Below are 3692 nucleotides of genomic sequence, written 5' to 3'. Positions count from 1 at the left end.
GCGGCTGGCCCGGGTGGGGGTCCCGCCGCGCGCCGCCGCGCGGGCCTGCGAGCGCGGCGGGGGCGACCACCCGCGCGACATCGGACCCACCGCCGTGCCGCAGCAGGAGGTGTGCGCCTTCGCCGCCGCCGTGGACCGGGTGGACACGGTGGTCCTCCGGGCGCTGGCCAACTCGCTGATCATCGACCATGGCGTCGTCGCGGCGTGGCAGGAGGTGTTCGTGCCGGCGCTGCGCGACCTCGGTGCGCGCTCTCGGGAGGCGACGTGCGGGGTCGACGCCGCGCGGCTGGTCGGCGAGAGCCTGAGCGACGCCTTCCGCGCGGTGCCGCCACCGCCGCCGTGCGCCGCCTTGGCCGCAGTGCTCGCCTGCGCGCCGGGCGACCCGCACACGCTGCCCTCGACGCGCCGGCGAGCGCGCTGGCCGAGCGGCACTGCCGCGTCGACCACCTGGGCGCGGCCGTCCCGGTGGGGGACCTGACGACCGCGGTGGCGCGGCGGCAACCCCCGGTGGTGCTGCTGTGGGCGTACGACGCGGAGGTGACCCGACACCTGCGGTTCCCGAAACAGCTGGACCTGGGGATGGCGGTGCCCGCGGTCGCGGGCCCCGGGTGGGCCCGGCTCCCGCCGTCACCGCACCTGCGCAGACCCCGCACGCTGGCCCAGGCCGTGGAACTCGTCGTCGCCGTGGCCCGGCACTGCCACAAGACCTGAATGGCGGGGGCGTGGCTCTGTGCTCACGCGCCGAGCGTGCTCAACGCCGTCATCCGCCACCGCCGCGCGACCTGTCGACACCCCTGCTGCCGCTCGGGAAACGCGGCACTCGGCAAGGACCGGATGATTCCACCTCCGGCCCCGCGGGGGGCGCACTGCTCCAGTCGGGCGACGCCGGTGTCGTGCCGCGCACCGCCGGCTACCCTGCGCCCATGACCTCGCCCGAGCACGCCGAGCTGGTCCGCGGCAGGCTCTCGAGTGGGCTCCGGCGCCTGCGGACCGACGCGCGGCTGACCGGGACGGCCCTGGCCGAACTGGTGGGCATCAGCCAGTCCAAGCTCTCCAAGGTCGAGACCGGCATGGCGCTGCCCACGGTGGAGGACGTCCGCCTGATCGCCCAGGAGACCGGCGCCTCGGCGCAGACCACCTCGGAACTGGTGGCCCTGGCCCACATGCTGCACACCAGCCACGAGAGCACGCGGGTGATCCTGCACCGCGGCGCCCACCGCCGCCAGCAGGAGATCAGCAGGTTCGAGGAGCGGGCCAGGTGCGCGCGCAACTTCCAGATCACCATGGTCCCCGGCCAACTGCAGACCGAGGGCTACATGCGCGGCTGCTTCCCGTCCCTGCCCGAACCCGAGGTCGACGCGGCGGTGGCGGCGCGCCGGAGCAGGCAGCGCATCCTCGACCACCCGGACAAGGAGTTCCGGTTCGCCATCGCCGAGGGCGCCATCCGCTGGTGCCGCGGAACCCCCGGGGTGATGGCCGAGCAGGTGCGGCACCTGATCGACCTGACCGGGCGCGACAACATCACCCTGGGCGTCATCCCCTGGCGCACCCCCGTCCTCGCCCAACCCCGCCACAGCTTCTACGTCTACGACGACAAGTTCGTCGGCATCAGCCTCCACTCCGCCTACACCACGCTGCGCGACCCCTCCGACGTGGCGCACTACGTGGCACTGTTCGACACACTCCACCAATCCTGCGTCCACGACGACGAAGCCCGATCCGTCCTCGGCGCGATCCTGGCGGACTACGAGGCGATGGCCTGACCACCACGCGACGAGCGCAGGACCCCGGAATTGTCGTCCTTAGTGGACGGTTTGGTGGATTCCGTCGCGCACCGCGGTCCAGCCCAGGTGGGCGCAATCGAACGGGTCGCCGCGCTTCGCCGTCACCATGCACGGGGGGGCAGCGGTAACGCGAACCGCTGTGGAGCGACTGGTGTGGTGTGACTTCGTCGAAACCGGGTTCCCGGACCACTGTCGTTCGCGTGCTCGTGGCCGCGGTGTGGTTGTTGTTCGTGGTGGCGGGCTTCGCCGGTGGTGGGTTCGCCGCGGGTCTGGCGATGCTGGGGCTGGGGCTGCTGCTGATCGGTCTCGGCGCGCTGGTCGTCGGTCGGGCCCGGTGGGCCCTGCTCCCGGACCGCAGGCGTGCGGGGCTGGCCACCGGGGTCGCGGTTGCCCTGCTGGCCGTGGGCGGGGCGATGTCACCCGCCCGCCCCGCCTCCACCCCTGCCGCGGCCGTCGACGCTCCTGCCGCGACGACCGCACCACTATCGAGTTCCACCGCTGTTCCCACCGTGGCACCCGAACCGGTGACCACCTCCGCGGCCACCCCCACGACCACCACAACGATCCCCGCGCCGCCCACCACCACCGCGGCACAGCCCGCTCCGCTCACGACCACCCAGCAGCAGGTGGCGGCTCCTCCGGCCCCGACCACTCCCGCCCGGCCGAAGACGACCGCCCGCCCACAGCCCGCCGCACCTGCCCCTGCGCCCGCTCCTGCTCCTGCTCCTGCGTGCGAACCGGCCTACCCGACGATCTGCATCCCCGTGGGAAGCCCCGACCTGGACTGCGGCGACATCCCCCACCGCCGCTTCCCGGTCCGATCTCCCGACCCGCACAGGTTCGACGGCCGCACCAAGAACGGCATCGGCTGCGAGAGCGACTGACGCCTCGGCTCGTCAACGGGCCGGAGGGGTGGTCAGCCGAGCAGGTATGCCTGGTATGGGCCGTCGCACCACCGGGCGGTCTCGCCGGTCGTTCACCGAGTCGGCCCACGGCACCGGGTGGGCCGGGCGTCCAACTGGTTGCCGGCGCCGAACGCCTCGCAGCAGCGGGGTGATCCGCGCGACGCAGGCCGCCCCGGGGCTGCGGGCGTCCGGTGTGGACGCTGTAGAGGCGCACGGGACGGGCGCCGCGATCGGCGACCCGATCACGGCTGAGGCGAGGTCTTGCGATCCCGGACCATTGGCGCGGAGGGTCCTGTCCGAGTCGACCACGCACCGGTGCCTGCCCGATCAGGAGCCCGTCGACTCGCGGGCGCGCGAGAAGACCACCGACGCGGTGGCGCCTCGCGCGCCCGAGGCCCGCCCCGCCCCGACGCTTTTCCGAGCGGGAGTTCATCTGCGCGGATCGCGCCGGTTCCATTTTCCTGGATGAAGGATTGACAGCTCCGAGTCGGTTGCTCCGTGCGTCGGCCGGTGGAGCGCTGGTATGGCTTGATCGCGGGAATTGCCCGATCGGGCAAAAGCGGCAATCGGTCATTGCCCGGTGTGGCGGAACGGAGAATTAAGCGAGGGGCGCTCGAATTGAGGTGTTTGGCCTGGCTTGCCGGGCGGGGGCGTGCTTGCAGGGGGCGAAACCGTCGTTTGAGCGGGCTTTCCGGGGCGCGTGGTGGGCGCAGTGACGCGGGCGGTGACCGGTACGACACCGTGCGCCGGCGCGCACCGCAGTCGACCACCGGTCGAGCCCGCTCGCTCCACCTGGTGCCGGAGGCGCTGCGGCAGCACGCCATAGTGTCGCCACGCTGGTGTCAGATGTGCGCGCCTGCACTCGGAATCAGCGGTTGGGCGGTAGGTCTGCCCAGCGGCGGGGGCTACCGGGTCCGGGTGGTGTCCGAGGGCTGAGTCGAAGTGGCGCCAAACAGTGTTACGCATATTGACTCACTTGCTGAATAAGGATTTCGAATGTCTT

3 protein-coding genes and 1 pseudogene are annotated in these 3692 nt (G+C 72.5%); all 4 read left to right on the top strand.

Going from position 1 to position 3692, the window contains the following annotated elements; all coding sequences use genetic code 11:
• Positions 1–478, top strand: a pseudogene (locus L6E12_RS33510) (hypothetical protein); the annotation flags it as partial.
• Positions 466–711 carry a hypothetical protein gene (locus L6E12_RS33505; protein ID WP_236231934.1) on the top strand — a complete coding sequence of 82 codons (246 nt, stop codon included), beginning with the start codon at positions 466–468 and terminating at the stop codon, positions 709–711. The pseudogene L6E12_RS33510 and the gene L6E12_RS33505, both read left to right, overlap by 13 nt.
• A 212-nt stretch (positions 712–923) precedes the next feature.
• Positions 924–1763: a helix-turn-helix transcriptional regulator gene (locus tag L6E12_RS33500; RefSeq protein ID WP_236231933.1), complete on the top strand. Its 840-nt coding sequence runs from the start codon at positions 924–926 to the stop codon at positions 1761–1763.
• Between the two features lie 221 nt (positions 1764–1984).
• Entirely contained in the window at positions 1985–2668 is a 684-nt protein-coding gene (locus tag L6E12_RS33495) for a hypothetical protein (RefSeq protein ID WP_236231932.1), read from the top strand.
• Positions 2669–3692: the final 1024 nt, after the last annotated feature.

This window comes from Actinokineospora sp. PR83 (assembly GCF_021056305.1).
Taxonomy (GTDB): domain Bacteria; phylum Actinomycetota; class Actinomycetes; order Mycobacteriales; family Pseudonocardiaceae; genus Actinokineospora; species Actinokineospora spheciospongiae.
Note: the sequence above shows the minus strand (reverse complement) of the source record. Positions and strands in the feature narration are given on the sequence as shown.

Coding starts and splice junctions, on each gene's coding strand:
- L6E12_RS33500 (WP_236231933.1), top strand. CDS start 924: ATGACCTCGCCCGAGCACGCCGAGCTGGTCCGCGGCAGGCTCTCGAGT.